Raw genomic sequence first — 26,110 nt, 5'->3', positions numbered from 1 at the left:
AGGTTTCCGAGCGTACCGGCGCCACCCCGAAGGTAAATGCGCGTACTGGTTCGCTCTCGCAGGTGAAGAAGTCTGATTCTACACCCCCTAAATCTCCGGCAACGGGTTCTACTTCTGCTGTTAAGCCATCGCCTCAGAATAAGGATGCAAAGCCTGTTGCACCTTCGAAGAATAAGCCAGGCTTTGATAAAGCTCTAAACGATGGCAAGAACCTGACGTCAGACCAAGCAACTGAACTCGCACAGCGTGTGTCTGCACGTACAGAAAAGGCGATGACCTCCTCGATTGCGAAGGTTAACGCTGCTAAGTCTCCTCGTAGGCTTGGAAATACTGCAAGTATGAAACAGGTTCCTGCAACGAATACGGATGAAACAGTGTCAAAGTACGAATCCATTGAGACAAGCGAAAACAAGTCCTTGTCCCTGCTGTCCTGGATCGTAATTATCGGGTGCATTGTCCTAGCTATTCTGGGTGTGTACATGTTTATTTCCAATCAAAGGTAACGATTGGCATAAGCATTTGCTTGCTTTGGCGCCTGTCCGTCAGAGAAATCTGACGGCAAGAAAGGAAAAAATGACTGCTGCACAGTCCTCTTGTGAGGCTCTGCGCATTGCCGCCCGAGCGGCGGAAGAAAAACAAGGAACCCAGCTTTTTGCGGTCGATGCTTCTGACGCTATGGGGCTGATTGACGGTTTCTTGGTAGTTTCGGCACATAATGAGCGCCTCGTCAATGCGGTTGCTGATGAAATTGAGGATGCGCTTCGAGAACAGGTTGATTTGAAGCCTGTACGCCGAGAAGGACGTGCATCTGGTCGTTGGATTCTCCTAGATTTTGGGGATATCGTAGTGCATGTTCAGCATGAAGAAGATCGCGAGTTCTATGCTCTGGATCGTTTGTGGGCGCAGGCTCCGCGTATTGAACTAGGTGTTACCCATGAAGTTCCGTTTGATCTAGAAGGCGAAAGCGAAGAGGAAGCATCTCGGGTCGTTCCTGCTGACGAGTAACAATTTTGTTGCATCATGTGGGGCACCGCTGAGGCATACCAGAATTTGGTATCTTCGGCGGTGCCCCGTATTTTATGTCTGTACCAGTGCGAGAACTTGCATGCCTGGCAGAAAGATGTGTATTATGTTTTCTGTTGCTAAGGCAACGCAAAACTATATGAGGGGATATGGCGCAGCTGGTAGCGCACCTGCATGGCATGCAGGGGGTCAGGGGTTCGAGTCCCCTTATCTCCACTATTGACCGTCTGGTCCGAAAGGACTGGGCGGTATTTTATTATTTTTCTAACAGTACATGGTGCTTTCACATGAATGTACCTTTGGCGCGTAATAGTATTTGTCCCTTACACGAAATAATAGTGCGAAGAGATAAGAGGGGTATGGCGATTACCCCGAACAATACATTTAAAAACCTAGCTAAGATTCTAAAAAGAGTTTAAAGAATATGCTCCTTCATCCAGGGAAGAGAGGGGTGTGCATCCTATTGAGAGCTCCTATGTTGGAGCGCACGATCGACTATTGTCATGACGAAGCGCTTAGGCACCACGCGGGTTACAAATCGCGCCACAATGGCGTTCCCCACTCCATCCACAAAACTGGGTTTCGTGGTTTTTAGAGTACGCAACGTGTTGTCTAGCAGCTGATGGACAGAGCGCATTTTTCCGACTGCTGCAGATTCACCGGCGATTTCAAAGAATGAGGTATCGGTGGGGCCGGGACAGACCGCAAGTACGCGGATGCCGTCTTTTCGGGTTTCGGACCAGAGCGCTTCAGTAAAGGAAAGCACGAATGCTTTGGTTGCGCCGTACACCGCCATATGGGGCAGCGGCTGAAAGGCAGCAGTCGAAGCAATGTTGATGATGGTTCCGTTTTTGCGTTCACGCATGGCGGGCAGATACCGAGCCGTCAGACCTGTTAATGTGAGGCAGTTAAGGCGTACTTCTTGTTCCAGACGCTCAGGGCTCTCATCAGCGACGTCACCGGAGGTTCCAAACCCTGCATTATTGACAAGCACATCAATCTCTAACCCGGCACGGTTCGTTTCTTCCCAGAGCCGCTCAGCCGCATCGGGTTCGGATAGGTCGAGAGCAAAGACGGTAACTCGAATACCATGCTGAGACGTGAACTCTTCGGCGAGCTTATTGAGCTTATCCTGGCTGCGCGCGACGAGTACGAGACCTTGCTTTTGGGCAGCGTAGCGACGTGCAAATTCTTCTCCAATGCCCGAGGAAGCACCAGTAATCAATGTGGACATGATTCTCCTTTCGTAATTTTCGTATCAATGTCAAAGCTACAATATACGGTCGTGCTAAAGACCTGCAGGACACGAAAAACTACCTGAAAGCAGAATTTGCCCTAGCCCTTGAGAAGAGGAAAGGGGAATACACCTATGAACAGATGGAATAGTTAAGCCATATTTGGAGTATTTAAGACGTAAAAGCTAAACTTCAAGAAGCTAGGGAATGGGCGGAATCTTGCCACCGCGAAGATGCATGAAGTTTCTACGCTCAAGAACCTTACGCCGTGTACTAGGAAAATATCATCCGTCAGGAGGGAATCATGCATTCACCTATACCGAGCTACCTTGACGAAGTCCTCCAAAGCGTTGCGGCCGATAGAACGGGTGTACTTGCGAATTATATTCCTGAACTTGCCGAGGTTGATCCTGAACGTCTTGGCGCCTCTATAGCTATGGTCGATGGAGAACTCTATGCTTCCGGCGATACTGATTCGCTATTTACCATTCAATCCATCTCAAAGCCTTTCGTGTATGCTTTAGCCCTTGCTGATCGCGGGTTTGAGAGAGTCTTAGACAAAGTGGGAGTTGAACCGTCCGGGGAGCCCTTCAACGAGATCTCCCTTGAAGATAGCTCTGGTCGTCCGCTAAACCCCATGATTAACGCCGGCGCAATTACCACGCATTCTTTAGTCGGTACAGAAACAATGAATCCGGCAGAGCGTATGGAACGTGTGATTTCTGGGCTCTCTGCCTTCGCTGGCCGTTCCCTTGACGTTGATGAAGCGGTGTACTCATCTGAAATCGAGCACGCGCATCGTAATCTAGCGATCGCTCATATGCTTCGCAGTCACGATATTCTCACGGAGAACCCCACCGGCGTAGTCGAAGGCTACACCCGTCAATGCTCTTTGCTGGTAACCGTGCAGGATTTGGCGATGATGGCGGCAACTCTGGCAAACTACGGAATTCAACCCGTTACCGGGGAACAGGTAGTCCCTAAGACAGTGGTGCGCCAGGTATTGAGTGTTATGTTCACCTGCGGAATGTACAACGCGGCAGGGGACTGGGCAACGCAGGTCGGAATTCCTGCTAAAAGTGGGGTAGGCGGGGGAATTATTGGCGCCGTACCGGGCCAGCTGGGACTAGCAACATTTTCACCACGCCTAGATGTACACGGCAACAGCGTGCGCGGTGTATCTCTCTTCGAACGGTTTTCCTCAGATATGGGCATGCACGTTATGAACATACCCACTGTTGCTCGGTCCGCAATACGAGCTAACTACCGAATAGGCTCCGGTGAGAAAATAACCCAGGTAATTCAACTGCAGGGCAGAATTAGATTTGCCGGTGCAGAGCGAGTTATCCGTGAAATTGTTGATACACACTACACGGGAACACGAATAGCACTCGATATTAGCCGAGTTTATTCTGTGGATGAGGTAGCCCAGCATATGCTTCTAGAAATTATGAGAAGAATGAGACACGAGGGATACACTGTATATCTGATTGATCAAGATGACACTATTACAAATCTTGAGGCCTTGAAAGCTATGGATGTTGCCGTATTGGGCAGCATTGACGAACTCGAACACTATTAGCTCTTGAGGATTTATAAGGTGTCATGATGAAACGTATTGCTATTTTAGGCCGCGGTGGTGCCGGTAAAAGTACCCTGGCTTCCTATCTTGCTACCCGCTATAAACTACCTGTTTTCGAGCTAGACCAGTATTTCTGGGATGAAGACCTTACGCCTACTCCAGTAGATCAGTGGAATGTTATTCATCAGCAGATCATCTCTGAGCCTGAATGGATTATAGACGGTGATTTAGGCGTGTATGATACCAAACTACTAGAACGGCTCAAGGCGGCAGACACGGTTATTCTCTTAGACTTTAGCGCTCTCGTATGCGGTATGCGTGCGTTACGGCGCTCCCCGGAGAACCTAGAATTTTGGAAATGGATTCTGCGCTATAGGCGCGACAGCTTGCCGCGTATTATGGCGGCATGCGCGCATCCAGAAGTACAAGCCCATATATACCGGTTCTGTGCTCCTGCCGAGCTCGATAATTTTCTCGAAAACCTTCGATAGCAAGAATATTATGCTGAATTTTGTGAGGCTTCTAGGGAAAAACCGAAGATCTTCTGAAGAAGACATTCGTTATAACTCAGAGATAAAAACTTCATAATGATGAACCTGTTCTAAGAAACATATGTCAAGATACGACTCCATTGGGAATTTCTCAAATATAAAAACACGGAGTATTAGAGACCATAAGTTTAGGCTAAACTAGTACAGAGAGCTACGGTAGCTCTCCATGAGGATTTATTCACCACTCATTCATGAGGAATAATTGTATATGAGAAACCACATTGTCGCGGTGGCGCTTATTGGTGCCGTGTTGTTTACCGGATGCTCCGGCAATAATGCCCGCAAAGAACAAACCCCTTCTTCATCCCCATCAGTCTCTGCGACGGTCTCTACGAGCACTTTTGCAAGCCCTACGGTTTCCATAACTCCGTCACTAACCCCTACTCCAACTACATCTCCCACTATTTCTGAAGTAACGCCAGAACCAGCTGCCACTGCTGACGCTGAACAGCATGAGGATGTTGTCGAGGTACCTCTTGATGACGCCTCTACTTCTACCCCTCAGCCCGAGGCAGCTCAACAACCTTCTCCGGTTCAACAGCAACAGGATCCCGTGCAGCAGCAACCTGTTGCTCCAGTGCCTGCGCAGACTTCGGCGCAGCAACGGCATATTGCCCCGGTTCCAGAACAGCCTGCGCCTGTAAATAACGGTGGTGGTGTCTATTACAAAAATTGTGCTGCTGTACGGGCGGCAGGGGCTGCGCCTTTATACCGCGGACAGCCGGGGTATGGAACTCATCTTGATTCAGATGGTGATGGTATCGCCTGCGAACCTAAAAAGAAATAAACCCTAATAACTACGTTATAAAAAGTTGGGTGGGAACGCTCCCGCCCAACTTTATAAGTTATGTAAAAGCACTATGTCTCTGCACGAGAGCACGATAGGGTAGAAGTATATGTACCCATATAAACACCAGAGTCCAAGCAAAGAAACTCCACATCGTAATTCGGCGGATCGTTTCACCCGTATACCACGCCGAGCGGCCGTTTTAGGTATGCTCACCCCGCTTTTGGGCGCAGGCGTGCCTTATGCCGTAACACGAGATGAAAAGGTCGCGGGTATTGAAGAATCAGCATCATGGGTAGATTCGTCCTCTGCATCTTCGGCACCAGCGTTAGATTCCTCAGAAGAGGATGACCAGCAGAAAGCGGCTTTGCCGGAGTCGATAAACCCCATAGAGGTGGCGCACCCGTGGGATGAACCGCAAACCGCTTTGGAAGGTGCAGGGAACTATATTGCTTGGACCGTTGATGACGGGAAAAGCCCTGATGTTGTGCGCGCCTATGCAGATTTTGCCGCCCGAACGGGAACCCGGCTTACCTTCTTTATCAACGGGTCATATAACGCTTTTGAACCGAACCTAGACGTTCTTAAACCGTTGGTAGAATCAGGGCAGATTCAAATCGGCAATCATACGTGGTCGCATGCGGCGTTGACTACGCTAGATGATGCAGGAATTGCCGAAGAATTGACGAAAAATGACGAAGAGATACAGCGGCTTTTCGGCGTGTCTTCTAAACCATATTACCGCCCACCATATGGATACTATGATTCTCGTGTGCTTGAGGCTGCGGCAGGTGCAGGATTCGACAGGGCGGTTCTCTGGTACGGGTCTTTAGCTGATTCTTCACCCATACCTGCCGAAGAAATATACGCATATTCCGAAAAATATGCGAACTCGCAGACTATTCTCATTGGTCATTTGAACTACCCCGGAGTTATTGAAGTGCTCGGTAAGATCAAAATGCTTTTGGACGAACGGAATCTTACCCCCGTAACCTTGCGTGACTATTACGGGTAGAACGTACGCTGGGATAAATTAGTGCTGTGCGAGTTTTACCGGCGTAATTGTTAGTCTCTTGAAAGGTGCATGATGCGTGTAGATATTTGGTCAGATATTGTTTGTCCTTTCTGCTATTTAGGTAAGAGGAATTTTGAAATAGCTCTCGCCCAATTTGAGCACCGTGATGAGGTAGAGGTTCGTTGGCATAGCTTTGAGCTCGACCAAAATGCCCGGGAAGATAATGCTTTGCCGCTTGCTGAACGTATTGCCGCGAAATATTCTCTCAACCTAGAGGAATCTATCGCTACCCAAGAAGGAATAGCAGAGCGCGCCCAAGAAGTAGGCTTGGACTTTAACTGGCGCAACGCAAAGTACGGCAATAGTTTTGATGCTCACCGTATTATTCATCACGCAACTGCACAGGGAAAAGCCGCAGAAGCTCAAGAGGCTTTCAAAAAAGCATATTTTACGCAGGGACGTTCCATTGAAAAACACGAGTCCATTCGGAAGATCGCCGCTGAAATCGGTCTCGATTCACGTCAAGTTGATGAAATACTCGCTGGCGACCACTATGCTGAGGATGTGCGCGCTGACGAACGTTTTGCACAGGAATTGGGTATTACGAGTGTTCCCTTCTTTTTGATCGAGGCGCAGTGGGTTATTAACGGGGCTCAACCACCTGCAGCAATTTTGGAAGGACTCAACCGGGTTTGGGCTGAAACTCACAAGCCCTAAATTATGAGCCCCGTACGACCACACGACTCAAAGCTCTGATGCCTCCAGGGGGGGGGCAACCTGCGGATTCGGTGAGCATGGCTGTTCCTATGGCAACCAAAGCAAATGATGCTAGATCAAAACATGTGCCTCTCTAACTGTTTGCTGTACCTACGGTCAAAGATGCACATATTTCTTAAAATCCTGTATGTTTCTAATTTCCGGTGGTGCCAAGACCAGATCCCGCGGCCGGAGCTGGGGAAGCTGGTTCTTCTTTCTTTTCGTCCTTCTTATCTTCGGGTTTTGGTTCGGAGGCCTTACGTTCTTCCTCGGTTAGCCCATCAAAATAGTCGTTGAGTGTGACCGTGATGAGCTTACGCTCGGCGACTAGCCCAGCAAGACGATCAAGAAGCGGAATAATGGTCGTGAAATTCAGATGCCCTAACAGGATTCGTTGCGGCAGAACGTATTTGAGCGATCGCATATAGATAACACGCGCTGAGGTTTTGGCCTCATCTCCGAGAGTTCCTTCCCACAGCACCGGGCGCGTGTATCCTACGCTAGCGGCTACTTTGAGCACTCGCGCATCATAGCTGCCGTAGGGCGGACGAAAATAGGGCTTTGCCGAGACCCCAAAAACTCTTTGAATCTCAGCTTCGTTCTTCTCTAGTTCGTGCTTAATCTGATCATCTTTGAGAGTTTTTAAATCGGGGTGACTAAAGGTGTGGTTTGCAATTTGAAGCTGTCCGGTTTGCACTAGCGGCTTAAGCACATCAACATTTTGAGTGAACCCCACATAGGTCATATTGACAAAGAAGGTTAGGCGCACACCGGTACGCGCAGCAAATTCTGCGTAGGCTCGAATTGTTTCTGGGCTGACTCCATCGTCAACGGTCCACGCTATATAACGTCCTTCACCCGGCAGGCGGGTCATAGGGGCAGACCACGGCTGTTTCGCAATAGTTGCTACGTTGAAACCTTCATTCGGCTTTGGCGGCGCTGCGGGAGAGAACGTGAGCGACTCAGGAACATTATCCTGTGTTTCATGAGCGGTAGAGGAAAAATCGCTAGTAGTCGCATTAATAGTCTTGGGCGTGGAGGCAAAAATAATCGGTGCTAATGCACCGAGAGAACCAGCGAGAAGCAGACGGCGTGAAGGAGAGTGCGACATACTCTTAAGGATAACGTGCGGTTAGCTCAAGAGATGACAATCGACGCTTTTGCGAAAGTGTCAGATTTTGACTAGTACGAATACAATGCTGAAACCTTGCATCATCTAGCGTTTTCGCCTGTAGCCTACTGTTACCATGGACATATGGTCAAGAAAATTACTCTCGTTGCGGCCGCTTCGGTTGCATTACTCACCGGGTGCTCCGCAGAAGTTGTGCCCGGTTTGTCTCTGAATTCCGCTCCAGACTATGGAAATCGCGGCGATATTACCGTCTCTGCCGAGGTCCTAAACGGCAGTGACCATAATGGTTACAAGGCTCAAACTGGAAAGCTTCGGATCTTTCAAGACGGTCAAGAAATCAATTCGGCCGAGCAGAGTCTAGAAGCGAAAACTAACTACTATCGGCTGACTTCGGCTGATAACCATGAGTTGGCTGGCAAGGTTATTCAGGTGGCTGTTTATGCGGATAACCCTAATGACGTAGTGAAATGCGGTATCAAAGTTACCGGCGAAGAAGAGCCTGTGCACCACGTAGAACAAGCAGAAGGTAAAGGCGCGGCGTACTGCCAGGTAAAACTCAGCTCAGGCCCATTCCAGCTGCATACTGAAGAATCCGGGCAGTCTGAGCATCACTAGAAAGTGGTGAGCACTGAACTGATACTTGTTCCTTCATCGGCTGAGAGTATCTGATCTATCGCACACACTAAATCCGTAGCAGCCCTAACGACGAAAGAGAAGGACTCGGTTTCCACAGTAGAGGGGAACCGAGATCCTTTTCTCTTTAACCCGTCTGAATACCCCCCTGAGAAAAAGGTTGAGCGGCTATGAAACTAATTGATGAGGACGCTTTAGAAGTCGAACTTGAAAATAGGGTGTTTTATTGCAAGATATGGAAAACTAGAAAGCATGGAGAATCTAGGCTCACAAGAATTGCGCAGCGTGGTCACCGAAGTTGCAGGTGAAGCCGTTAACCTAGGGTATCGTATGGGCGATGCCGTGCATCGTTGGCGTGAACAGCGAGCTGTGGCTCACGGGCGTGAGCCTATTGTGGTGCCTTCTGAAGGATATGGACGGGTAGCCACAGATACTGAATCCGGGTGGGTGCGTATTCTTGGGCGTGCCCTCTATAAGACGGCTGCTTTTGAAAAACTCCTGCATGTGGTGGAAGGCACCGAAGATACCGATAACCCGACGCGCGGGTGGCGGGCTTTTACCACCGTTGCCATGTCGGATGTGTATGTGACTATTCTTATTGCGGGGCATACGTTTGAGGTACAAACCGACCGTGGTGGAGTGCTGGATGTGCGCCTTGACCTAGACTTACCGGCCGGAATGCATAAGGTCATCATGTATATACCGGGTTCCCGCGCCGTTGAAACTAACGTTTATATCGTTCCGGAATCCCAGAAAATCGGGGTTATCGTAGACGTCGATGATACCGTTATGGTGACTATGTTGCCGCGTCCTCTTGTCGCTGCGTGGAACTCTTTTGTACTGGATGAGCACGCGCGCATTCCGACCCCGGGCATGGCGGTGCTCATGGACCGCATTCATCGAGCACATCCTCAGGCACCTTTTATGTATCTTTCCACTGGCGCTTGGAATATCACACCGACACTGCGTCGCTTTCTGACCCGCAATGGCTACCCGCGTGGAACCTTCCTATTAACAGACTGGGGGCCAACTCCTGACCGCTGGTTTAGGTCGGGGTCCCAACACAAAGTGAACTCTCTAAAACGACTTGCCCAAGAATTTCCCCAGATGCAGTGGATTCTTATCGGCGACGACGGACAGCGTGACCCGGATATATACAACGGATTTGCGGTGCGCTACCCGCAGAACGTCGCCGCTATTATGATTCGTAACCTCACGGTGGGGGAGAGCGTTCTCGCCTCTGGGCGGGTCTGGAGCGATCAGAGAGCGCAAAAAATGACAAATTCTCCATTGTGGATGGAGGCGAATGACGGGCATACATTGAGCCGACTGCTTCGTGACCGAGGACTTCTCTAAACACGTATTAGGTTATACATCTGTATGGCTGTTCTCTGTAGCGTGGGGAAGAGCTGACCTCATCTTGAGGGCTGGCAGGGGAAGATCAACTATTGAGACAGTAGATCATTACGCTTATCCACAGGCGAACTGTACTGACCTCATACGAGATGTGGGTTTTACTGGGTTTGACGATTTCTTTCACAAAAACCCAACAACACGCCGATCATCTGAATGTTTCAAAAATTTCTTAATCACATCTTTGCCATACTCTCAAAAGCCATAAAAAACTTCCAACACGACGCATGTAGGTGGATTCCAGTCGAGTTTTTCAGCCTCGTTCCGCAGAGAATCAAGGAATGGGTATAAAAGCTTAAAAATCAAGAGGGAAACAATGCCAGAAATCTCACACAAAGGCCTGTTCGCCCTGAAAAAACAGAACAGATTTTCAGTTTAAAAGAGCGATGCGCGTTCCGCTCACAGAGCCGATATGTGGATAACTCTGTATTGTCCGCAATAATTAGCGGAATTACACTCTCCTGAGGTGTGGATAAACTGAATGTCCTTGTGCTCGCGTGTGGGTTTCTCGAACAAAACATCCACACTTCACCACAGCATCTTGTGCCAGAGAAATTTTCAGACACAACATGTAGTATTAATACCCGGCTCGATTCTTTGCGCGGCCGATGACGAAATGCTTCCAGTCTTCTAGAGCTAAAGGAAGTCTCATCAAGCACAAGAATCCTCTGCCTTGCACACAAAGTATTCACGCAATTACGCTCCGCCTTGGGGCTGACAAGGAGAAAACCGATGGTAGTGACCGTGTACACCAAACCGCAGTGCGTTCAGTGCAACATGACTTACCGGGCGCTAGATGCCAAGGGCATCAACTACGACAAAGTAGACATTACGGAAGATTCCCGGGCGCTAGAGATGGTTAAGTCCCTCGGATACATGCAGGCACCGGTCGTCATCGCCGGTGAAGAGCATTGGTCAGGATTCCAGCCTGACAAGATTAACGCGCTTGCATTAGCATAGGCGGCAGCGTCAAGCACGACTCAACCCACAGAATTTCCGTGGGTATTCGATCGTGGAGTAAGGAGAAATATGAGCACCCCCCTCGCACAAAATCCTACGCATGAGAACGCTGAGATTCAGAAGATTATTCTTCAGACACGTGATGCCGCTGAGGGCCGAGCGACTCAAAGCTCGTTGGGTAAGGATTCGCCGCTCGTTGTCTACTTCTCCTCAATTTCAGGCAACACTCATAAGTTCGTTGAGAAACTACAGGCACGAAACGTGCGCCTTCCTCTGCGAACTAAGGATGAGACTCCCGTTATGCACGAACCCTATGTGCTGTGCGTACCCACATACGGGAAGCCTGAAGGTGCAGGCAATGTTCCCCCGCAGGTAGTCAAATTCCTGAACAACGAAGAGAACCGTCGCCAGCTTCGCGGTGTTATCGGATCGGGAAATACAAACTTCGGATCTCTCTTCGGAATCGCAGCAGATATTGTGGCGAAGAAATGCGATGTTCCCTTGCTCTTCAAGTTCGAGCTTATGGGAACCTCCTCAGATGTCGAAAAAGTAAACAAAGGATTGGAAGAATTTTGGACGCAAAACTGCCTTCAGCGCTAGAGACTCTCGGTGCCGGACACAGCTCCAAAGCGGTACCTGACAAGTTCAAAGGTATGAGTTACCACGAGCTGAACGCTTTGCTGAATCTCTATGATGAAAACGGCATGATCCAATTTGACGCCGACCGTCAAGCCGCACGTCAGTATTTTCTTCAGCATGTTAATAACAACACGGTTTTCTTCCACGATCTCGAAGAAAAAATCGAGTACCTGATTGAGAATCAGTACTACGAGCCGGAACTCTTCGACCGGTACAGTTTTGACTTTGTGAAGTCTCTTTTCAAACGTGCCTATGCTGCCAAGTTCCGTTTTCCCACCTTCCTAGGCGCCTTCAAGTTCTACACTTCCTACGCGCTCAAGACCTTCGACGGTCAGCGTTACCTGGAGCGTTTCGAGGATCGTGTATGCATGGTGGCTCTGCTTCTTGCTGAAGGCAATGGAAAACTTGCAGAAGAGATCGTAGATGAGATCATTTCCGGTCGTTTTCAGCCCGCAACCCCGACCTTCCTGAACGCTGGTAAGAAGCAGCGTGGTGAGCTCGTTTCCTGCTTCCTGCTGCGTATTGAGGACAATATGGAGTCGATTGGCCGTTCCATCAACTCTGCCCTGCAGCTTTCAAAACGTGGAGGCGGTGTCGCGTTCGCCCTCACGAACCTACGTGAGTCTGGGGCTCCCATCAAGAAGATAGAGAACCAATCATCCGGTGTTATACCTGTGATGAAGCTCCTTGAGGATGCGTTCTCATATGCAAATCAGTTGGGTGCTCGTCAGGGTGCAGGCGCGGTTTACCTGCACGCGCATCACCCCGATATTTATGCTTTCTTAGATACTAAGCGTGAAAACGCGGACGAGAAGGTGCGCATTAAGACCCTGTCTTTGGGCGTTGTGATTCCTGATATTACCTTCGAGCTGGCAAAGCGTAACGAAGATATGTATCTGTTCTCGCCCTACGATGTAGAACGTATCTACGGAGTAGCTTTCTCAGATATCAACGTTTCTGAGAAGTACTACGAAATGGTGGATGACTCGCGGATTCGCAAGACCAAGATCAACGCGCGCGAGTTCTTCCAGACTATTGCTGAGGTGCAGTTCGAGTCCGGGTATCCCTACGTGATGTTTGAGGATACGGTTAACCGGTCTAACCCGATTGAAGGCAAGATCATCATGTCTAACCTTTGTTCGGAGATTCTGCAGGTTTCAAAGCCGTCGATTTACCATGACGATTTGAGCTACGCCGAAATTGGGAAAGATATTTCGTGCAACCTTGGGTCTCTCAACATCGCAATGACCATGGACGGTGATGACCTAGGAAAAACCGTCGAAACCGCTATTCGTTCGCTTACCGCAGTTTCCGACCAATCCGATATTCGTTCCGTGCCGTCTATCGAACGCGGTAACGATATGAGCCACGCGGTCGGTCTGGGGCAGATGAACCTGCACGGGTACCTGGCGCGTGAGCACGTTTACTACGGTTCCGAAGAAGGTCTGGACTTCACCAATATTTACTTCTACACGGTGACGTACCATGCTATTCGCGCTTCCATGGAGATCGCCAAGGAGCGCGGCGTGACCTTTGAAGGGTTTGAGAGTTCAAAGTACGCTAACGGTGAGTTCTTCGCCAAGTACATTGAGAAGGAATGGGAACCGCAGACCGAACGGGTGCGTGAGCTGTTTGCTAAGCATCATATTCCGACCCGCGAAGACTGGATTCAGCTTGCCGCCGATGTAGCCCAATACGGCATGTACAACCAGAACTTGCAGGCCGTTCCGCCCACCGGGTCTATCTCGTACATCAACGGTTCGACTTCTTCGATCCACCCGATTGCTTCTAAGATTGAGATTCGTAAGGAAGGTAAGCTGGGGCGTGTCTACTACCCGGCACCGTTCATGACGAACGATAACCTGGAATACTTCCAAGATTCCTATGAAATTGGGTACGAGAAGATCATTGATACCTATGCCGTGGCAACGCAGCATGTGGATCAAGGTCTGTCTTTGACTCTCTTCTTCCGAGATACTGCGACCACTCGCGATATTAACCGTGCCCAGATTTACGCATGGCGTAAGGGTATCAAGACTATTTACTACATTCGCCTGCGTCAGATGGCTCTTGAAGGCACCGAAGTTGAGGGCTGCGTATCCTGCATGCTGTAAATGAGTCAGCATCTTACGGGTTTCGGGGTGCAAGAGGTTCTTCTTGTACCCCGAAACAGACTCGCTTGGTAACTTAGAAAATATTACATGCCTGTGTGGGCGTGACATCCAATCTGGGAGATACACATGAGTGAAAAAGTGCACCTCGTCGACCACCCGATTGAGGCTATTAACTGGAACCGTCTTGAAGATGATAAGGATCTTGAGGTATGGGACCGTTTGACCGGTAACTTTTGGTTGCCTGAAAAGGTTCCGCTGAGCAATGATGTTCCCTCATGGAAGACCTTGACGGCAGAAGAAAAAGAGTTGACCATGCGTGTTTTTACGGGGCTGACTCTGCTGGATACTATTCAGGGCACCGTTGGTGCTGTGTCTCTTTTGCCTGATGCAGTCACTGCGCACGAAGAGGCCGTATACACCAATATTGCCTTCATGGAGTCGGTGCACGCTAAGTCGTATTCTTCGATTTTCTCGACTCTGAGTTCGACTAAAGAGATTGACGATGCCTTCCGTTGGGCTTCCGAAAATGAGCACCTGCAGAAGAAAGCGAAGATTATTCTCGCATACTACACGGGGGATGATCCGCTTAAGAAGAAGGTTGCCTCTACGCTGCTGGAGTCCTTCCTGTTCTACTCAGGGTTCTACTTGCCCATGTACTGGTCGGCACACGCTAAACTGACGAATACCGCCGATCTGATTCGTCTGATTATTCGTGACGAGGCTGTTCACGGCTACTACATTGGCTATAAATTCCAACGTGGTTTAGCAAAAGAGAGCCCGGAACGGCAGGCAGAACTTAAGGAGTACACCTTCAACCTGCTGTACGAATTGTATGAGAATGAGGTAGCCTACACGCATTCACTCTATGACGGTGTGGGCTGGAGCGAAGACGTCAAGAAGTTCCTGCACTACAACGCGAATAAGGCTCTCATGAACCTGGGGTATGAAGCGATGTTCCCCGCGAGCGTGACCAATGTTTCGCCTGCTATTTTATCGGCTCTTTCGCCCAACGCCGACGAGAACCACGACTTCTTCTCGGGATCTGGCTCATCTTATGTGATCGGTAAAGCCGTGAACACTGAGGATGAGGACTGGGATTTTTAGTCTCAAAAACTGATCCTGAGATCAGGAAGATATAACTTTAAGAAACCCGTATATTTCCTTGAAAACATAGGGAATATACGGGTTTTGTGCGTCAAATTCAGGGGAGTCTAGGAGACTCGTAAAAATTTTTTTAAATCTTGGGTGTGTCATCTTTATGTAACTCTTCACTTGAGATTTAAAAACTTATAGGGTGGAGGTGCAAGCAATTGTCGAGCAAAGGAGCGATGCTCATGTTTAAGACTACGCTGTCAGCCGTTCGGCGTGCCACCCTGGTCGGGGTCGGTGCCGTCTCTCTCGCGTTGGGCGCTTCGATGCTGTCCGCCCCCGCAGCTTCTGCCTATGTGCAGGCGTTCGTTCCGGTCATTCCTCCGGCAACTAGCTCGGATGCAGGTATCTCAGCTCCGGCAGTACATGATTCGAACTCCGTCCCCTTGGAACATGAACATGTTGTTAACTGGTCGGATTATGAGGTGACGGGTGATCATGAGATTACCTTTAGCGTACCGACCGGTACCGCAACTTGTTTTGATGTACGTGCCGAAGCTGCTGAAAGTAACGGTACTCTCCACGTGGCCACTGTTGAGGGCTCCGTGCTTGGAGCGCCCGATAAGTGCACCATGGAAGGGCGCACCGTTAAGGTAAGGGTTTACACCAATGCTCCTGCATCGTCCTTGAAGGTGCAGCAGCTTCCTGCATCGCAGGTAACCCTTCATGAATAAGAAGAAGATCCAGCCTGTGTAAGGTGGCGAGATCCAATGCTAGAGAGTATCAAAAGATAGCTTGGGTAGACGGGTCTTTCACACATACTCTCTGAGAGGAATAATGATCGGGGTACCTCACCTAAAATGGTGTGAGGTACCCCGATTTATATTCGATATTCACTAATAAATTGAGCGCTAGGTTATGCATGCTTCTTATTCTCTTGTGCCATTAAATCTTGGTAGTACGCAATTTTTCGGTCCACAAAATCAATCCTTCGCTGAGCATCAAGTAGCTGCTGACGGGCAACGTGTGCGTAATATTCGATAATGTGTAAACGCTCCGATGCTGTAGACACGCCACGACGGCTGAGGTCTACATAGGCTTTGACATCGTTAATGCTCATACCGCATGCACGTAAGCAGTGAATCGTTTCAAACCACCCCACGCATTCTTCGGTGAAAACACGCCGTCCATGTTCATCTCGTTGCACAGTGGGAATAAGGCCTTTGTCGCTGTAATACCGTACCGTATGCGGGCTTATGTCAAGCTTTTCTGAGATTTCTTTGACGCTGTAACTCATAATTCCAGTATCTCACGGCACCCCAAAGGTATAAGATACTAAGTTTTATTCTCAAAAATAGATGTGGAATAACATAGCTTTTATCTTCCATGGTGCTTGCTTTCGAGTAACTCGAAGGGCGTACTCTAATACAACGACTGGTTAAAACCTAAAGAATTTACATGAAAGTGAGTACAGCTAATGCGTTCAGTAATCATGGAAGCCCCCGGTAAGGTCGTCGTCAACGAAGTTGAGAAGCCGACCTTGCTCGAACCCACCGACGCCATCATCAAGCTCGCAGCATCCTGCATCTGCGGCTCCGACCTGTGGCCCTACCGCGGCGCAGACGCAGAGCCCGTCGACCACAGATCAATGGGCCACGAATACATCGGCGAGGTCGTAGAAATCGGCTCCGAGGTCACCACCGTAGCCCCCGGCGACTTCGTCGTAGGCTCCTTCTGCATCTCCTGCGGCGAGTGCGAAATCTGCACCGCAGGCTACCCCTCCCGCTGCCTCAAGGCAAGCGCAGCAGGCGACGCCTTCATCGGTATGCGCTCCAACGGCACCCAGGCAGAATACGCCCGCATACCCTTCGCAGACGGCACCCTCGTCAAGACCCCCGCAACCCCCACCGAAGAGCAGATCCCGCACCTGATGGCGGCGTCCGACGTGCTCGGCACTGGCTGGTACGCAGCAGATGCAGCGAAGGCAGGCCCCGGCAAGACCATCGTGGTTGTTGGTGACGGTGCAGTCGGCCTGAGCGCAGTCATCGGCGCTAAGCAGCTCGGCGCGGAGAAGATCATCATCATGTCCCGCAACCCTGAACGTCAGGCGCTCGCTAAGGCATTCGGCGCAACCCACATCGTGGAAGAGCGCGGCGAAGAGGGCATCGCCAAGGTTCTGGAGCTCACCGACGGTGTGGGCGCACACGGCGTCGCGGAGGCTGTTGGTAACCAGCAGTCCTTCGACCAGGCACTCGGTTGCGTGCGCCACGGCGGCTACATCGGCTTCGTGGGTGTGCCGCACGACAGCGCCATCGGCACCGATAATCTCTTCTTCAAGCAGGTTCATCTTGAAGGAGGCCCCGCGCCGGTTCGTAAATACCTGCCGACCCTGATTGACCTGATTTACAAGGGTGAGATTGAACCCGGTAAGGTCTTCGATCTAGTATTGCCCATCGACGAAGCTCCCAAGGGCTATGAGGCAATGGATCAGCGTACCGCGACCAAGGTGCTGCTGACGATGTAATAACAGATGTGGACGGTAGTCCTGTGACAACCTAGGGAGTGTCATCGGCGTGATAAAGCGTCGGCGACACTCCCTAGGATCTTTAATGACGTTCATGGATGATTTGCGTAGAAGACGCCCGTATACTTGAAGGGTTGGTATAGGAAAGATTATATAGATCCTTAACCACACGTAGAATTTCTCACAAACAATAGAAAAAGGACCCTTCCGCTATGACTGAGCAGGTGAAGGACGCTCCCTCAGACGCAGAAAAATTGTCTGGGGGAGGAGCTGCAAAAACTAGTTCTACCGTCAAGGTAGCCCAGCACAGTGCCGCATCAATATCGGCGAATGAACGTGCAGAGCTGCACCGTACTATTTGGCGTATTGCTAATGATCTTCGTGGGGCGGTAGACGGTTGGGACTTTAAACAGTATGTGCTGGGCATGATGTTCTACCGGTTTATTTCTGAAAACCTTACGGAATACATCACATACGAGGAGCAAGAAGCAGGGGCCGAAGGTTTCGACTATGCGCAGATGAGTGACTCGGAGATTGACCTTGATGTAGTTCAGGAGATTGTGAAAGAGCGTGGTTTCTTCCTTTATCCGAGTCAACTTTTTGAGAATGTGTATGCGCAGGCTCGCACCGATGAGAACTTGAATGAGACTCTGGAGAAAGTTTTTCAGGAAGTTGAGAAATCTACAAAGAATACGCAAAGTGAAAGAAACTTTTCGGGTCTTTTTGACGACTTCGATGTGAATAGCAAGAAATTGGGGTCGAGTGTTCAAGATCGTAATAAGACCCTGTATAAACTTATGGGCGCTGTTGCTGAGATGAACTTGGAAACAAGCTATCGGCAAAGCGCCAACGATACTTTCGGTGACGCTTATGAGTACCTGATGGGCATGTATGCCGCAAATGCCGGCAAAAGCGGCGGGGAATACTATACCCCACAGGAAGTCTCCGAGCTGCTAGCGCGTATTGCAACCGATGGTAAAACCCAGGTGGGGCGCGTTTATGATCCAGCATGTGGTTCCGGCTCACTTCTGCTCAAGTTCGCCAAGCTGCTAGGTACAGAGAATGTGAAGGAATTCTTGGGGCAGGAAAGTAACCCTACCACCTATAACTTGTGTCGTATCAACATGCTATTGCACAACATACCTTTTGATAAGTTCGATATTGCGCATGGCGATACACTGATAGCTCCACAGCACCGACACTTAGAGCCTTTCGAAGCAATTGTTTCTAACCCGCCGTATTCGACGAAATGGGAAGGGGACTCGAACCCCTTATTGATTAATGATGATAGGTACGCACCTGCTGGCGTGCTAGCGCCTAAGTCGAAGGCCGATTTGGCGTTCACCATGCACATGCTGTCATCTCTTGCTGAAGATGGTACAGCCGCTATTGTCGAGTTCCCTGGTGTATTGTACCGAGGCGGTGCTGAGCGTAAAATCCGGGAATACTTACTGCGCAATAACTATGTTGACGCGGTAATTCAGCTACCACCTGACCTTTTCTTTGGTACCACGATTGGCACCTGCATTATTGTTCTCAAAAAGGGTACACGGCGCGATACGAGCGTGCTTTTTGTGGATGCTTCAGCGGAATTTGAACGTGTAGGCAATAAGAATAGGCTTCTTGAATCGCACCGCGAGAAGATTTATCAAGCCGTGAGGGCACGCGAGAACGTGCAGTATTTTGCGCAGCTGGTGAAGAGCGAGACTCTGCTGGAGCAGGACGCAAACTTGTCTGTTTCGAGCTGGGTAGAAGCAGAAGATACACGCGAGCAGATCAATATTGGCGAGTTAAACGCACAGATTGAACAGATCGTGGCGCGCCAGACTGAGCTGCGCACCCAGATTGATGCGATCGTGGCTGAGCTGGAAGGGACGGAAGCATAAATGAGCGAAAATACACAGAACCTTCAAGATGCCTCAGTGGATGCTGGTGTTCCTAAAGCTCTTAACTACATTGAGAAACTGGTAGCTGAGCTCTGTCCAGAGGGAGTGGAGTATGTTGAGCTTGGCAGGCTTGGGAAACGGAATTCTGGGACCTCTATTACTGCAGCAAAAATGAAGCAGATCAAAAATCCTGGTGGTGAAATACGTATTTTTGCAGCTGGAAATAATAATATTACTGCTAAATCTAATGATGTTCCTGAGAAGGATATTTTATTGGGCCCAAGTATAATAGTGAAATCTCGTGGGCATATAGGATTTGAATATTATGAAGGAAAATTTACGCATAAAAGTGAATTATGGTCTTATACATTAAATAATGGTGAAGTAAATCAGAAATATGTATATTACTTCTTATTAACTTGTTCGCAGTACCTTCAGAAACTTGCTCGTTCAAAATCTGTAAAGCTACCACAACTTGCAGTCCGTGATACGGATAATCTCCTGGTTCCAATCCCACCTCTTGAAGTGCAGAATGCGATTGTTGAAATTCTTGACAAATTCACGAAACTAGAAGCGGAGCTAGAAGCGGAGCTCGCGGCTCGTCGTGCCCAGTATGAGTATTACCGTAATTTACTCTATGAAAACTTAATTGATCAGGTTCCTAAAGTGGAACTTGGTAAATTTGCTACGCTAAATCGGGGTCACGGTATGCCTAAATCTGATTTTGTTGAAACTGGCGTAGGGGCAATACATTATGGGCAGATCTATACAAAATATGGTTTCTCGGCTAATTCAACTTTAGCGTATGTTTCTGAAGAATTTGCTCGCAAGTTGACTAAAGTTAATCCAGGTGATCTTGTAGTTACTAACACTAGTGAGAATATCAATGATGTATGTAAAGCTGTGGCATGGATTGGTGATGAAGATGTGGTTACAGGCGGTCATTCTACTGTTGTTACTCAGCATTTTCAGAATCCTAAATATTTATCATACTATTTCAGTACCGATAAATTTAATTCCGATAAAAAGAAATATGCCTTCGGGACAAAAGTGATTGATGTTTTACCAAAGAATTTAGCCAAAATTAAAATTCCTCTCCCGCCTCTCGCTGAGCAGGAGCGCATCGTAAAGATTCTCGATAAATTTGATGCCCTCGTGAACGATATTAACTCAGGTTTACCTGCTGAAATTGAAGCTCGTCGTAAGCAGTATGAATACTATCGTGACCGTCTGCTTACATTTCCACACGCATCCGACTCCACCGAACACAAGCACTAGCTGAAAGGCTCTCAGTATGGAAACTGTACCCCACTACCCGGTGCCTACTAACCCCACTGACACGCTCATAGTCAACGCCGACTATGCAACCGTGATCGCAGAATACGATGAACCACGTGAGAAAAATGGCGCCCACCAGAGCGAAGCGCAGCTTGAGAAACGGCTCATCGAAGTCCTAATTTCCCAGGGGTATGAGTATCTGCCTATCCATACAGAAGAAGACCTGCTCACCAACCTGCGTACGCAAATTGAACTTCTTAACACACGTGATAATGAACCTCTCGCTCTTAGCGACAATGAATGGAAACGGCTCCTTGCCGATCACATTGCTAAACCAAGTGAGGGACGTGCCGAGAAAACTCACCGCATCCAGAAAGAACCGCGCATAGCTTTTGAACGGGATAACGGAACTACCCGCAATATTACGCTTCTAGACCGCCGGAACCCCAATAACAACCGGCTACAGGTCATCAACCAGTACAGTGTGCAGGGCAGCGATGGCACCCACCCTCTGATGAACCGCTATGATGTCACTATCTTGGTTAACGGTCTTCCTATGGTACATATCGAGCTCAAAAAACGCGGAGTGAGTATCAAAGAAGCTTTTCAACAAATAGACCGCTACCAGAAAGAAAGTTTTTGGGCGGGTTTAGGGCTATACGAATATGTGCAGCTATTCGTTATTAGTAATGGCTCGCAGACCAAATACTACTCCAACACAGTGCGGAACGCACAGGTAGCTAAATACGGAAATGCCCAAGAGCGAAATATTAAGGCAGGCACAGAATCATTTGAATTTACAAGTTACTGGGCAGATGCACAGAACCATCGTATTACCGACCTTATTCCATTTGCGCGAACCTTTTTTGCAAAACGAACCATCCTCAATATTATTACCCGTTATTGTGTGCTGAACACTGAGGGTACGCTTCTGGTCATGCGACCCTACCAGATCGTAGCCACTGAACGCATTATTAACCGTGTGCTCATTGCCAATAACGACCGCCGCCGCATTGGTACCCGCCAAGGGGGCGGCTTTATCTGGCACACTACCGGTTCGGGGAAGACCCTCACCAGCTTTAAAACCGCTCAATTATTGGCTGAAACGGGCTTGGTCGAAAAAGTTCTCTTCGTAGTCGATCGCAAAGATCTTGACTATCAGACCATGAAAGAATACGACGCTTTTGAGAAGGGGGCAGCAAATTCCAATAGCTCAACCCGAATTTTGAACGCACAGTTGAGTGACCCATCAAAACGCATTATCATTACTACTATTCACAAGCTCAACAGCCTCATTAAGAGCGAGACAAACCATCCGGCGTACTCCCAACGGGTGGCGATTATTTTTGATGAATGCCATCGCTCCCAATTCGGCGATATGCACCGAGCTATTACTAAACGCTTCACAAAATACAGTATTTTCGGATTCACCGGAACACCCATTTTTGACGCAAATTCTACCGGCGCACTGGGTGCTACCACCGAAAGCCTCTTTGGCGAACGTCTGCATGAATATACTGTAGTCAACGCTATCGGAGACGGTAACGTGCTGCCTTTCCGCATTGAGTACAACAATGTTAGTGCTCAATACCGTGACGTTGAGGGAAAAACCCGCGACGAAGACGAGCAGACCCGTGAACTGCTAAATTCTGATGACCGCATTCGCACTATCGCGGACTACATCCTGACCAACTATGCTAAGAAAACTAACCAGGGGAGCGGGTACAACTATAAAGGTACGCAACGGCGCGGGTTTAACTCAATTCTAGCGACCAGCAGTATTGAGGCGGCACGTAAGTACTACACTCAGTTCGCTCATCTGCAGGCAGAGCGTATAGCAAGTCATGAGATTCGTGAAGATTCTGCGCTCAAAATAGCCATCATATACTCAAAACCAGGTGCTGCTCAGCAGGGCTTTATGAGTGAAGAAAACTTCGATACGGATGACCTGAACGACGAAGACTGGCAGCTGCTTTCGGACGCCGTGGGCGATTATAATGCTATGTTTGGGACGAGCTTCTCGCTTGAGGGAAACAGCTTTGAAAACTACTACAAGGATGTCTCTCAGCGGATGAAAAACCGTGAGCTTGATCTTCTTATTGTGGTTAACATGTTCCTTACCGGGTTCGACTCCAAAACAGTTAATACTCTGTGGGTTGATAAAAACCTGCGCATGCATGGGCTTATGCAAGCCTATAGTCGTACGAACCGCATCCTTAACGCTGTTAAACCCTACGGGAATATCGTGTGCTTTCGCGATCTTGAAGAAAATACGAATGAGGCGCTTGGGCTTTTCGGCGATAAAAATGCTGCAAGCACCGCTCTCATTGAACCTTACTCACAGATATACGCAGAGTACACTCAAAAAGCTACTGAACTGCTTGAATCATTTCCTATTGGTGCTACAGGATTAGCACTGTCTAGCGAGGGGCAGAAAGCGGAGTTTGTGCAGACTCTGGGCGAAGTGCTTGATCTACATAATAAGCTCATGATGTTTGACGAATATGACGAACAGGCACAACTAATTGACGATTACACGCTCCAGGACTACACCGGAACCTACCAGGATGTACGTGCAGAAGTTGCCGAAGCGCACATTATTTTAGAGGATCCTGACGAGTTCGCAGCATCAACTGACGAGGAAGTATCCGAAGCTCAAAAAACTGTTGAGGCTTTCGAACAGCTGGTTTTTGAAATCGACTTGGTGAAGCACCAGGAAGTGAACGTTGACTATATCCTGGAACTCGTTGCGCGACTTCACGGTGCGGAAGATAGGGAGGAACGCGATACCATTCGCCGCTCCATCAACCGCGCGGTACATGCAAACCCCGAGTTACGCCCCAGTGAGGATATTATTCGGGGATACGTAGAAGAAGTGGTAAAGAACCCGGATGTTTACGCTGATACGGCTGAAGGACTAATCCGTTATGCGTCTGGCATTCGTGAAAACGAAGAGCAAGAGCTGATCAAAACTGAGAAACTAAACCCTGAAAAAACTAAACTGTTTATGGACAGGGCCTTTGAGACAGGAGAATTCAAGACAACTGGAACTGACTTCCCGAAAATCCTGCCAAAAATACGCCGGTTTGGTGCTACAAAGAGTGCGTATGCCCGCACAAAGAAACGTGTCGAAAAAGCAACTCGAGGTCTGTACGAGCGGTTCCGTCCTTTCCTAGGGCGATAGCAGATGTAAAGACGTTCAAGAAACTCGTTCAGTTTGTATATAGTTTCTTTGAACTTAGAGAGCACCGGCTCGAAGATCACGCCCCGCTGCAAATGTCCCCCGCCTTATACACTCTCAGGGTGATCACATGTGGCAGAATCCTATGGAACACTGGCTATAAAGTTACCACTGATAAGTATTCTCTCTGTATGTCGAAAGGTATTGAGAGTCCGTTAGCATAGGCAGAAATGAGTGACATTCCGTGAGCTAGAGCATAGAATGGGATATGGAACTGTTGGCTACAACTGCAAAGGACGATGATGACCAAGCCTTTCCCTTCCGACCTCGAAATTGCTCTCGCTGCTGAGCTTAAGCCCATCACCGAAATAGCCGCCGAGAACGGCATCAGCGAAGATCGTTTGGAGCCCTACGGTAAATATGTTGCCAAGGTCCTGCTCGACGAAAGCACCAACGCAGAAACCGCCCAAAAGCGCGGTTCCAAGTACATTGTCGTTACCGCTGTAACTCCCACACCGCTCGGCGAAGGTAAGACCGCAACCTCTGTCTCGCTAGCACAGGGATTCGCCCAGACCGGACGTAAAGCTGCGCTGGCGCTTCGCCAGCCTGCCATGGGACCAACCTTCGGTATTAAAGGCGGTGCCGCTGGCGGCGGTTACTCGCAGATCGTTCCCATGGAGAAGCTAAATCTGCATCTGACCGGTGATTTCCACGCCGTTACCGCAGCCCACAACCTACTGGCCGCCATGATCGATAACCACCTGCACCAGGGTAATGACCTGCGTCTCGACCCCCGTGCTATCGAGTGGCGCCGCGTTATCGACATGAACGACCGCTCCCTGCGCAACATCGTAGTCGGTCTGGGCGAGCGTATTGACGGCGTGCCCCGACAGACCGGGTTTGATATTACCAGTGCCTCTGAAATCATGGTGATTCTTTCGCTGGCAACCTCCTTTGAGGACCTGCGCAAACGTTTGGCGAAGATTGTTATCGGTCTGAACTACGATGGTGAGGCAGTCACCGCCGCCGATTTGAAGGCTGACGGCGCAATGGCTGTTATTCTGGCGGATGCCATTAACCCCAACCTGCTTCAGACTCTCGAACACACTCCGGCACTTATTCACGCGGGACCCTTCGGGAACATCGCTACCGGTAACTCCTCAGTTGTCGCTGACTACGTTGGCTTGGAATACTCCGACTACGTGATTACTGAGGCAGGTTTCGGTGCAGATATGGGTGCTGAACGTTTCTTTAACGTTAAATGCCGAATCTCAGGGCTGAAGCCTGATGCCGCTGTGCTGGTTGTCACCGTACGTTCCCTCAAATCCCACTCTGGGCTGTACAAGATCGTACCGGGCAAGCCTCTGCCCGAAGGCATGCTTGAAGAGAACCCTGCCGACGTTGAAGCAGGGGCTACTAACCTGAAGAAGCACATTGAGATTGTGCGTAACTTCGGTGTGCAGCCGGTGGTGGCTATTAACGCGTTCCCCACCGATTTCGATTCTGAGCATGAAGCTATTCGCCGTATTGCCGAAGAGGCTGGCGCTCGCGTAGCTATCCATCATGGTGTTGCTGAGGGTGGCAAGGGTACGATTGACCTGGCAAATGTGGTTGCTGAGGCTTGCGACGACGTTTCGAACCTGGAGTACACCTATGATCTTGAGGATTCTCTCGAAACTAAGCTTGAGAAGGTTGCCACTAAGGTTTACGGGGCAGACGGTATCTCGATTGCTCCCGCAGCGGCAAAGCAGCTTAAGCGTTTTGCCGATCTGGGGTATTCGCATCTACCTGTGGTGATTGCAAAGACCCACCTGTCGATCTCTTCTGATGCTTCCCTCAAGGGTGCACCCACCGGCTGGACTTTGCCTGTGCGCGAGGTTCGTCTTGCCGCAGGTGCCGGTTATGTTTACGCTATTTGCGGCACGATGCGCACCATGCCCGGTCTGAGCAAGAGCCCTGCTGCAGAGCGTATTGGTTTTGATGAAAACGGTACGATGATCGGTCTTTCGTAGTGGTTTCTGGGTCATATTTCGCCCATAAAAGACGAAGGCAAGCTTGATAAGGTGCCGTGGGCATCCTCGTTATGTTGGGATGCGCACGGCACCTTTTCTGTGTCTTCGCGGGCTGTACCGAGGGGTAGTTTTTACCGATTTCGTGTGTGTTGCGAAAAAACCATTCAAACAGACCAATTGGTGTATAGAACCCGCATGATTACGCGGGTTTAACAATACTGTTATTTAGGGGTATACCTTGAAAAATGGCTGTATGACGCGGAACTTCCAGAAAAAAGTTTTAGTGATTTACGCCATACA

The 26,110-nt window shown here is 49.3% G+C and carries 21 protein-coding genes, 1 tRNA gene and 1 pseudogene; 20 read left to right on the top strand and 3 right to left on the bottom strand.

The window, feature by feature from the left end; genetic code table 11:
- From HMPREF2804_RS11325 to HMPREF2804_RS07545, 3 genes and pseudogenes are all read left to right on the top strand, one after another.
- Nucleotides 1–503: pseudogene (locus HMPREF2804_RS11325) on the top strand (hypothetical protein); the annotation flags it as partial.
- A gap of 70 nt (nucleotides 504–573) precedes the next feature.
- Complete coding sequence (gene rsfS, locus HMPREF2804_RS07550; RefSeq protein ID WP_004004813.1) at nucleotides 574–1,005, top strand: ribosome silencing factor; 432 nt, start codon at nucleotides 574–576, stop codon at nucleotides 1,003–1,005.
- Nucleotides 1,006–1,166: 161 nt separating this feature from the next.
- Nucleotides 1,167–1,239 (top strand) — tRNA-Ala (locus HMPREF2804_RS07545).
- A 244-nt stretch (nucleotides 1,240–1,483) separates the two neighbouring features.
- On the opposite strand, the gene HMPREF2804_RS07540 is transcribed toward HMPREF2804_RS07545, so the two are convergent.
- Nucleotides 1,484–2,257: an SDR family NAD(P)-dependent oxidoreductase gene (locus HMPREF2804_RS07540; RefSeq protein WP_070627856.1), complete on the bottom strand. Its 774-nt coding sequence runs from the start codon at nucleotides 2,255–2,257 to the stop codon at nucleotides 1,484–1,486.
- 305 nt (nucleotides 2,258–2,562) lie between these two features.
- Between HMPREF2804_RS07540 and HMPREF2804_RS07535 the strand changes: the two genes are divergently transcribed.
- The 5 genes from HMPREF2804_RS07535 to HMPREF2804_RS07515 all read left to right on the top strand — a co-directional run bounded on the left by HMPREF2804_RS07535 (nucleotide 2,563) and on the right by HMPREF2804_RS07515 (nucleotide 6,910).
- Entirely contained in the window at nucleotides 2,563–3,840 is a 1,278-nt protein-coding gene (locus tag HMPREF2804_RS07535; protein WP_070627854.1) for a glutaminase, read from the top strand.
- Between the two features lie 23 nt (nucleotides 3,841–3,863).
- Entirely contained in the window at nucleotides 3,864–4,331 is a 468-nt protein-coding gene (locus HMPREF2804_RS07530) for a P-loop NTPase family protein (RefSeq protein ID WP_048752882.1), read from the top strand.
- 268 nt (nucleotides 4,332–4,599) lie between these two features.
- Nucleotides 4,600–5,178, top strand: coding sequence for an excalibur calcium-binding domain-containing protein (locus HMPREF2804_RS07525; RefSeq protein ID WP_070627852.1), 579 nt, complete (start codon nucleotides 4,600–4,602; stop codon nucleotides 5,176–5,178).
- Between the two features lie 109 nt (nucleotides 5,179–5,287).
- Nucleotides 5,288–6,193, top strand: a complete 906-nt coding sequence (locus HMPREF2804_RS07520) for a polysaccharide deacetylase family protein (protein WP_070627850.1) — start codon at nucleotides 5,288–5,290, stop codon at nucleotides 6,191–6,193.
- A 69-nt stretch (nucleotides 6,194–6,262) separates the two neighbouring features.
- A complete protein-coding gene (locus HMPREF2804_RS07515) occupies nucleotides 6,263–6,910 on the top strand; it encodes a DsbA family oxidoreductase (RefSeq protein WP_070741777.1) in 648 nt (215 codons plus the stop codon).
- A 193-nt stretch (nucleotides 6,911–7,103) separates the two neighbouring features.
- Here the strand turns inward: HMPREF2804_RS07515 and HMPREF2804_RS07510 are convergent, their stop codons facing one another.
- Nucleotides 7,104–8,060: a polysaccharide deacetylase family protein gene (locus HMPREF2804_RS07510; RefSeq protein WP_070627846.1), complete on the bottom strand. Its 957-nt coding sequence runs from the start codon at nucleotides 8,058–8,060 to the stop codon at nucleotides 7,104–7,106.
- 144 nt (nucleotides 8,061–8,204) lie between these two features.
- On the opposite strand from HMPREF2804_RS07510, the gene HMPREF2804_RS07505 reads away from it, so the two are divergent.
- The 7 genes from HMPREF2804_RS07505 (at nucleotide 8,205) to HMPREF2804_RS07475 (ending at nucleotide 15,663) form a co-directional block, all read left to right on the top strand.
- The gene (locus HMPREF2804_RS07505; protein ID WP_048752876.1) at nucleotides 8,205–8,696 is read left to right on the top strand and encodes a hypothetical protein; all 492 of its coding nucleotides are present in this window, start codon (nucleotides 8,205–8,207) and stop codon (nucleotides 8,694–8,696) included.
- A 270-nt stretch (nucleotides 8,697–8,966) separates the two neighbouring features.
- Nucleotides 8,967–10,070: an App1 family protein gene (locus HMPREF2804_RS07500; protein ID WP_048779250.1), complete on the top strand. Its 1,104-nt coding sequence runs from the start codon at nucleotides 8,967–8,969 to the stop codon at nucleotides 10,068–10,070.
- A gap of 789 nt (nucleotides 10,071–10,859) precedes the next feature.
- On the top strand, nucleotides 10,860–11,087 hold the full coding sequence (gene nrdH, locus HMPREF2804_RS07495; RefSeq protein ID WP_004004799.1) for a glutaredoxin-like protein NrdH: 228 nt from the start codon (nucleotides 10,860–10,862) through the stop codon (nucleotides 11,085–11,087).
- Nucleotides 11,088–11,156: 69 nt separating this feature from the next.
- Entirely contained in the window at nucleotides 11,157–11,687 is a 531-nt protein-coding gene (gene nrdI, locus HMPREF2804_RS07490; protein WP_004004798.1) for a class Ib ribonucleoside-diphosphate reductase assembly flavoprotein NrdI, read from the top strand.
- Entirely contained in the window at nucleotides 11,660–13,840 is a 2,181-nt protein-coding gene (gene nrdE, locus HMPREF2804_RS07485) for a class 1b ribonucleoside-diphosphate reductase subunit alpha (RefSeq protein WP_037230970.1), read from the top strand. The genes nrdI and nrdE overlap by 28 nt, the downstream gene beginning before the upstream one ends.
- Nucleotides 13,841–13,966: 126 nt before the next feature.
- Nucleotides 13,967–14,944, top strand: coding sequence for a class 1b ribonucleoside-diphosphate reductase subunit beta (gene nrdF, locus HMPREF2804_RS07480; protein WP_004004796.1), 978 nt, complete (start codon nucleotides 13,967–13,969; stop codon nucleotides 14,942–14,944).
- Nucleotides 14,945–15,174: 230 nt separating this feature from the next.
- On the top strand, nucleotides 15,175–15,663 hold the full coding sequence (locus tag HMPREF2804_RS07475) for a CTP synthase (RefSeq protein WP_238382356.1): 489 nt from the start codon (nucleotides 15,175–15,177) through the stop codon (nucleotides 15,661–15,663).
- A gap of 182 nt (nucleotides 15,664–15,845) precedes the next feature.
- Here HMPREF2804_RS07475 and HMPREF2804_RS07470 read toward each other — a convergent pair whose 3' ends face one another.
- Nucleotides 15,846–16,226 (bottom strand): MerR family transcriptional regulator, encoded by a 381-nt coding sequence (locus tag HMPREF2804_RS07470; protein ID WP_048752873.1) that lies wholly within the window; start codon nucleotides 16,224–16,226, stop codon nucleotides 15,846–15,848.
- A gap of 180 nt (nucleotides 16,227–16,406) precedes the next feature.
- Here HMPREF2804_RS07470 and HMPREF2804_RS07465 point away from each other — a divergent pair, with 180 nt between their 5' ends.
- The 5 genes from HMPREF2804_RS07465 to HMPREF2804_RS07445 all read left to right on the top strand — a co-directional run bounded on the left by HMPREF2804_RS07465 (nucleotide 16,407) and on the right by HMPREF2804_RS07445 (nucleotide 25,810).
- Nucleotides 16,407–17,453, top strand: coding sequence for a zinc-dependent alcohol dehydrogenase family protein (locus HMPREF2804_RS07465; protein ID WP_048755300.1), 1,047 nt, complete (start codon nucleotides 16,407–16,409; stop codon nucleotides 17,451–17,453).
- A gap of 212 nt (nucleotides 17,454–17,665) precedes the next feature.
- Nucleotides 17,666–19,339 (top strand): type I restriction-modification system subunit M, encoded by a 1,674-nt coding sequence (locus HMPREF2804_RS07460; RefSeq protein WP_246824208.1) that lies wholly within the window; start codon nucleotides 17,666–17,668, stop codon nucleotides 19,337–19,339.
- Nucleotides 19,340–20,617, top strand: coding sequence for a restriction endonuclease subunit S (locus tag HMPREF2804_RS07455; protein WP_070627843.1), 1,278 nt, complete (start codon nucleotides 19,340–19,342; stop codon nucleotides 20,615–20,617).
- A gap of 16 nt (nucleotides 20,618–20,633) precedes the next feature.
- Nucleotides 20,634–23,801 carry a type I restriction endonuclease subunit R gene (locus tag HMPREF2804_RS07450; protein WP_070627841.1) on the top strand — a complete coding sequence of 1,056 codons (3,168 nt, stop codon included), beginning with the start codon at nucleotides 20,634–20,636 and terminating at the stop codon, nucleotides 23,799–23,801.
- A 296-nt stretch (nucleotides 23,802–24,097) separates the two neighbouring features.
- Nucleotides 24,098–25,810, top strand: a complete 1,713-nt coding sequence (locus tag HMPREF2804_RS07445) for a formate--tetrahydrofolate ligase (RefSeq protein WP_070448472.1) — start codon at nucleotides 24,098–24,100, stop codon at nucleotides 25,808–25,810.
- Nucleotides 25,811–26,110 lie beyond the last annotated feature (300 nt).

It is taken from the genome of Rothia sp. HMSC065G12, assembly GCF_001811455.1.
In the GTDB taxonomy this organism is placed as follows: Bacteria; Actinomycetota; Actinomycetes; order Actinomycetales; family Micrococcaceae; genus Rothia; species Rothia dentocariosa.
This window is presented reverse-complemented; position numbering and strand designations above follow the sequence as displayed.

Excerpts from the sequence above, each read along its gene's own strand:
- rsfS (WP_004004813.1), top strand. The coding sequence starts at position 574 with ATGACTGCTGCACAGTCCTCTTGTGAGGCTCTGCGCATTGCCGCCCGA.
- HMPREF2804_RS07540 (WP_070627856.1), bottom strand. The coding sequence starts at position 2,257 with ATGTCCACATTGATTACTGGTGCTTCCTCGGGCATTGGAGAAGAATTT.
- HMPREF2804_RS07535 (WP_070627854.1), top strand. The coding sequence starts at position 2,563 with ATGCATTCACCTATACCGAGCTACCTTGACGAAGTCCTCCAAAGCGTT.
- HMPREF2804_RS07530 (WP_048752882.1), top strand. The coding sequence starts at position 3,864 with ATGATGAAACGTATTGCTATTTTAGGCCGCGGTGGTGCCGGTAAAAGT.
- HMPREF2804_RS07525 (WP_070627852.1), top strand. The coding sequence starts at position 4,600 with ATGAGAAACCACATTGTCGCGGTGGCGCTTATTGGTGCCGTGTTGTTT.
- HMPREF2804_RS07520 (WP_070627850.1), top strand. The coding sequence starts at position 5,288 with ATGTACCCATATAAACACCAGAGTCCAAGCAAAGAAACTCCACATCGT.
- HMPREF2804_RS07515 (WP_070741777.1), top strand. The coding sequence starts at position 6,263 with ATGATGCGTGTAGATATTTGGTCAGATATTGTTTGTCCTTTCTGCTAT.
- HMPREF2804_RS07510 (WP_070627846.1), bottom strand. The coding sequence starts at position 8,060 with ATGTCGCACTCTCCTTCACGCCGTCTGCTTCTCGCTGGTTCTCTCGGT.
- HMPREF2804_RS07505 (WP_048752876.1), top strand. The coding sequence starts at position 8,205 with ATGGTCAAGAAAATTACTCTCGTTGCGGCCGCTTCGGTTGCATTACTC.
- HMPREF2804_RS07500 (WP_048779250.1), top strand. The coding sequence starts at position 8,967 with ATGGAGAATCTAGGCTCACAAGAATTGCGCAGCGTGGTCACCGAAGTT.
- nrdH (WP_004004799.1), top strand. The coding sequence starts at position 10,860 with ATGGTAGTGACCGTGTACACCAAACCGCAGTGCGTTCAGTGCAACATG.
- nrdI (WP_004004798.1), top strand. The coding sequence starts at position 11,157 with ATGAGCACCCCCCTCGCACAAAATCCTACGCATGAGAACGCTGAGATT.
- nrdF (WP_004004796.1), top strand. The coding sequence starts at position 13,967 with ATGAGTGAAAAAGTGCACCTCGTCGACCACCCGATTGAGGCTATTAAC.
- HMPREF2804_RS07475 (WP_238382356.1), top strand. The coding sequence starts at position 15,175 with ATGTTTAAGACTACGCTGTCAGCCGTTCGGCGTGCCACCCTGGTCGGG.
- HMPREF2804_RS07470 (WP_048752873.1), bottom strand. The coding sequence starts at position 16,226 with ATGAGTTACAGCGTCAAAGAAATCTCAGAAAAGCTTGACATAAGCCCG.
- HMPREF2804_RS07465 (WP_048755300.1), top strand. The coding sequence starts at position 16,407 with ATGCGTTCAGTAATCATGGAAGCCCCCGGTAAGGTCGTCGTCAACGAA.
- HMPREF2804_RS07460 (WP_246824208.1), top strand. The coding sequence starts at position 17,666 with ATGACTGAGCAGGTGAAGGACGCTCCCTCAGACGCAGAAAAATTGTCT.
- HMPREF2804_RS07455 (WP_070627843.1), top strand. The coding sequence starts at position 19,340 with ATGAGCGAAAATACACAGAACCTTCAAGATGCCTCAGTGGATGCTGGT.
- HMPREF2804_RS07450 (WP_070627841.1), top strand. The coding sequence starts at position 20,634 with ATGGAAACTGTACCCCACTACCCGGTGCCTACTAACCCCACTGACACG.
- HMPREF2804_RS07445 (WP_070448472.1), top strand. The coding sequence starts at position 24,098 with ATGATGACCAAGCCTTTCCCTTCCGACCTCGAAATTGCTCTCGCTGCT.